Origin of the sequence: Mycobacterium colombiense (assembly GCF_003284975.1) — a bacterium.
GTDB classification, from domain to species: Bacteria; Actinomycetota; Actinomycetes; order Mycobacteriales; family Mycobacteriaceae; genus Mycobacterium; species Mycobacterium europaeum_A.
Map to the genome: position 1 here is coordinate 1 of NZ_QMEU01000184.1, position 4,621 is coordinate 4,621.

The 4,621-nt window shown below is 70.0% G+C and carries 5 protein-coding genes; all 5 read left to right on the forward strand.

Annotation, left to right across the window (positions count from 1 at the left end; translation table 11 throughout):
• Positions 1-103, forward strand: a 103-nt coding sequence (locus DQP58_RS25875; RefSeq protein WP_133259445.1) for a PPE family protein, SVP subgroup, incomplete at its 5' end; no start/stop codon positions are given.
• 43 nt (positions 104-146) lie between these two features.
• Complete coding sequence (locus tag DQP58_RS25880; protein WP_067019979.1) at positions 147-446, forward strand: PE family protein; 300 nt, start codon at positions 147-149, stop codon at positions 444-446.
• Between the two features lie 7 nt (positions 447-453).
• Positions 454-1,671, forward strand: coding sequence for a PPE family protein (locus tag DQP58_RS25885; protein WP_112710901.1), 1,218 nt, complete (start codon positions 454-456; stop codon positions 1,669-1,671).
• A 470-nt stretch (positions 1,672-2,141) separates the two neighbouring features.
• Complete coding sequence (locus DQP58_RS25890) at positions 2,142-3,392, forward strand: PPE family protein (protein ID WP_112710902.1); 1,251 nt, start codon at positions 2,142-2,144, stop codon at positions 3,390-3,392.
• Between the two features lie 333 nt (positions 3,393-3,725).
• Positions 3,726-4,621 (forward strand): PPE family protein (locus tag DQP58_RS25895; RefSeq protein WP_133259446.1); only part of this gene is annotated, 896 nt, incomplete at its 3' end.

Sequence of the window (4,621 nt, forward strand, 5' to 3'; positions counted from 1 at the left end):
CATGCCGGTCGGGTCGGTCGGGCGGCGCGGCGCGGCCGCCGGCTACGTCAACAAATACGGGTTCCGCTACAGCGTGCTGACCCGGCCACCCTCGGCCGGATAACCAACCAGCCCAGATGAGTCCCACGGAAGGGGAAGGAAGCTAGATGTCTTTCGTGACCACGCAGCCCGAGGCGTTGGCAGCCGCAGCGGGCAACCTGCAAACCATCGGCTCAACGCTGAGCGCCCAGAACGCCGCCGCTGCGGCCCCGACGACGGGGGTGGTGCCGGCCGCTGCCGACGAGGTGTCGGCGCTGACGGCGGCACAGTTCGCGGCGCACGCCCAGATGTACCAGGCCGTCAGCGCGCAAGCGGCGGCGATCCACGAAATGTTCGTCAACACCCTGAGCACCAGCTCCGGGTCCTACGCGGTGACTGAGGCGGCCAACGCGGCCGCGACTGGTTAAGGAGTCGATGATGTTGGATTTCGGAGCACTTCCGCCGGAGGTCAATTCGGCGCGGATCTATGCCGGTCCGGGTTCGGAGTCGTTTACCACCGCGGCGTCGGCGTGGAATGCGATTGCCGCGGAGTTGCAATCGGCCGCGTTGAGTTACCAGAACGTGGTGACTCAGCTGTCGAGCGAGGAGTGGACGGGGACCGCCTCGGCGGCGATGGTGCAGGCGGCGACTCCGTATGCGGAGTGGTTGAGCATCACCGCGGCCCAGGCCGAGGAGGCGGCCACGCAGGCCAATGCCGCCGCGGCCGCGTTCGAGACGGCGTTCTCGTCGGTGGTGCCCCCGCCCGTGATCGCGAGCAATCGGGCACTGGTTCAGCAGTTGATCCAGACCAACGTGCTGGGGCAGAACACGGGCACGATCGCGCAGCTGGAGGCGCAGTACGGCGAGTACTGGGCCCAGGACGCCGCCGCGATGTACGGCTATGCGGGGCAGTCGGCCTCGGCGACGAAGGTGGCCCAGTTCCAGAAGGCGCCGGAGGTCACCAACCCGTCGGGTCAGGCCACCCAGGGCGCGGCGGTCACCAACGCCACGGCCAACTCCACGGCGACCAACACCACCAAGGCCCTGCAGTCCTTGGCGCAGCCCGCGGCGCAGACGACAACCAACGCCACGACCCAGGCCGCGACGCAGGCGACCACGGATCCGCTGTCGGAGCTGTGGTTCCTGCTGACCGGGCAGACCAGCCTGCCGACCAGCCTGGGCTCGGCCGTGAACGGTTACAGCCCGTTTGCCAGCCTGTTCTACAACACCGAGGGTCTGCCGTACTTCAGTACTGGTATGGCCAACACCTTTACGCAGATCGCCAAGTCGGTGGGTGCGATCGGTGGGGCGGCTCCGGCGGCGGCCAAGGCGTTGCCGGGGCTTGGTGGTCTGGGTGGGATGTTGGGTGGCGGTGCTGCGGCGGCTCACCCGGTGGCGGCGTTGGGCAGCGCGGCCTCGGTGGCTGGCAAGTTGTCGGTGCCGGTGGCCTGGTCGGGGGCGCCGGCGGCGCCGGCGCTGGGGCATGCGATTCCGGTCAGCAGCATCAGCGCGGCCCCGGAGGCCGCCGGCGGACCCGGCAACCTGCTCGGTGGCATGCCGCTGGCCGGTGCCGGTGCCGGCGGGCACGGGGTGGCGGGTCCCAAGTACGGATTCCGGCCCACCGTCATGGCCCGGCCGCCCTTCGCGGGATAGCTTCGGCCCCAGCAACTCTGGCGCAAAACCAGGACGCGCCCTGTCGCCAAACACCGGCGGCAGGGCGCGTTTCCGCGTGCCCGGACGTCGCATCCGGGCACGCCGCAGCGAATCTCCAGCGGGCTTTATCTGCTGCCGGATTTTTATCCCGCGCTGGGCTTTTCGCGTAGGCGCGGCCCCGCCGCAACCGCCCGCGGGCTCACCCGAAGGCGCCGCTGAGGGCACCTGATGACGGGGCGTTCCCGCAGGTAACGACGGTGCCGGCGCGACGCGTCCCGGGGGCGCCCCGATGGCGCCGCCACGGGGTAACGCGCCGCCGGCGCCTGGCCGGCCGCAGCTGTGGCGGCATCACGGGTGCGGCGCTGGGCGGCGCGGCCATTTAGCCTTCCGAACAAGCAAATTCTGATGGTCATCGCCAAGAGATCACCTGCGAGGGGATACATGTCGTTCGAGCCCGGTGCTTCGTAACCATGGACTTCGGGGCATTTCCGCCGGAGATCAACTCCGGTCGCATGTACGCGGGTCCGGGGTCGGGTCCGCTCATGGCCGCGGCCGCCGCCTGGGATGGGCTGGGCGCCGAGTTGGGCAGTGCCGCGAGCGGGTACACGTCGGTGATTTCGGAACTGATCCAGGCGCCGTGGGTGGGGCCGGCCTCGGCGTCCATGTTGTCGGCGGTGACGCCGTACGTGAGCTGGTTGAGCGTCCTGGCCGCGCAGGCCGAGGAGACGGCGGGCCAGGCCCGGGCGGCGGCCGCTGCGTTTGAGGCGGCGTTCGCGATGACGGTGCCGCCGCCGGTGATCGCCGCCAACCGGGTGCTGCTGGCGACCCTGGTCGCGACGAACTTTTTCGGGCAGAACACCCCGGCGATCGCGGCGACCGAGGCGCAGTACATGGAGATGTGGGCCCAGGACGCCGCGGCGATGTACGGCTACGCCGCCGCGTCGTTGGCCGCCTCGCAGCTGACCCCGTTGACGTCGCCGCCCAACACCACCACGCCCGAAGCCGACTCCAACCAGGCCGCCGCGGTCGCGCAGGCAGTCGCCGAGCCGGCGGGCAACACCGCCCAGACGACCTCGCAGCTGGCGACTCCGCAAGCCTTGACGGCCACCACGCAGGCGGTGACGCAGGCCTCGACGACGACGGCGTCGCAGCCGGGACCGTTCACTTGGCTGCAGAACCTGATAGACGGCTTCCTGCAGTACGGGCTGCCCACGCCGACCAACAACTACGCCGGCCTGAACACCGGCATGTACGGCACCTTGCTGAAGCAGACCACCGGCCTCGCCTATTTCTCGAACGGCATCACCAGCTTCTGGTCGTCGATCGCCCAGCAGCTGATCTCGGGTCCCGGTGGTAGCACGGCCGGCGCCGGTGGTGCCTGGTATCCCACGCCGCAGTTCGCGAGCCTGGGGCTGGGCAACCTGGGTGGGGTGGGGCACGTGAGCGCGATCTCGGCCGGGACGGGGCAGGCCGCGCGGGTCGGGATGCTCTCGGTTCCCCAGCACTGGGCGACGCTGACCTCGTCGGTCACCCCCGCGGCGCTGTCCGAGGAGGCCACTCCCATCGAGGCCGCGGCGGCGGGTGGAGCGAATTCACCGGCCAACGGGCTGCTGCGCGGCATGCCGGTCGGGTCGGTCGGGCGGCGCGGCGCGGCCGCCGGGTACGTCAACAAATACGGGTTCCGCTACAGCGTGCTGACACGCCCGCCATCGGCCGGATAAGCGGCGGAATCGCAGCATGCACACCCTCACCGTTAGCCGCGGCCGGATTTTATTCCCGGCCTCGATGCACCTGCGCCCGGTCCCGCCGGCATCGGTCCTCGGCATCCGCGGCCGAGGGGCGCGGGAATTCGACCATTCGCGCAGCTCACGTTCAATATTCGGGCGCACGTCGGGGGGGTCGGCCGGCATCGGGCGGCCGGCCCCGACGCCCGGCGCAAAGGCGCGCCGGACCGCCGCTACTCCTCTGTCCGGCGTAGCGGTGCTCACCAGCGCGTTAACGTCATCTACTACTCGACGCATCGATTCGAACATCACAGGTTAAGGGGCACATTCGTGGTGGATTATGGGGCGTTCCCACCGGAGTTCAATTCGGCGCGGATCTACTCGGGTCCGGGGTCGGGTTCGTTTCTGGCTGCGGCGTCGGCATGGAGCGCGCTCGCGGCCGAACTGAACTCGGCCGCGCTCAGCTATGACAACGTCATCACCTCGCTGAACAGCGAGGAGTGGCTGGGGACCGCGTCCACGGCGATGGCGCAGGCGGCCGCGCCGTACGCGGCGTGGCTGACCACGACCGCCGCTCAGGCCGAGGAGGCGGCCACCCAGGCTCGCACCGCCGCGGCGGCCTACGAGACCGCTCTGGCCTCCTCGGTGCCGCCCCCGCTGATCGCGGTGAACCGCACGCAGGTGAGCCAGCTGCAGGCGACCAACGTGCTGGGGCAGAACACCCCGCTGATCGCGCAGCTGGAGGCGCAGTACGGCGAGTACTGGGCCCAAGACGCGGCCGCGATGTACAGCTATGCGGGCCAGTCGGCCTCGGCGACGAAGGTGGCCCAGTTCCAGAAGGCGCCTGAGGTCACCAACCCGTCGGGTCAGGCCACCCAGGGCGCGGCGGTCACCAACGCCACGGCCAACTCCACGGCGACCAACACGTCGAAGACCCTGCAGGCGCTGGCACAGCCCGCGACGACCACGTCGACCAACGCCACGACCACCGCGGCGACGACCGCGGCGACGACGACCACGGATCCGCTGTCGGAGGTCTGGTTCCTGCTGACCGGGCAGACCAGCCTGCCCACCAACCTGGGAACACTGGTCAACGGCTACAGCCCGTTTGCGGGGTTGTTCTACAACACCGAGGGTCTGCCGTACTTCAGTACCGGTATGGCCAACACCTTTACGCAGATCGCCAAGTCGGTGGGTGCGATCGGTGGGGCGGCTCCGGCGGCGGC

What these genes read in the sequence shown, in the direction of transcription:
- DQP58_RS25880 (WP_067019979.1), top strand. Translation starts at nt 147, where the DNA reads ATGTCTTTCGTGACCACGCAGCCCGAGGCGTTGGCAGCCGCAGCGGGC.
- DQP58_RS25890 (WP_112710902.1), top strand. Translation starts at nt 2,142, where the DNA reads ATGGACTTCGGGGCATTTCCGCCGGAGATCAACTCCGGTCGCATGTAC.
- DQP58_RS25885 (WP_112710901.1), top strand. Translation starts at nt 454, where the DNA reads ATGATGTTGGATTTCGGAGCACTTCCGCCGGAGGTCAATTCGGCGCGG.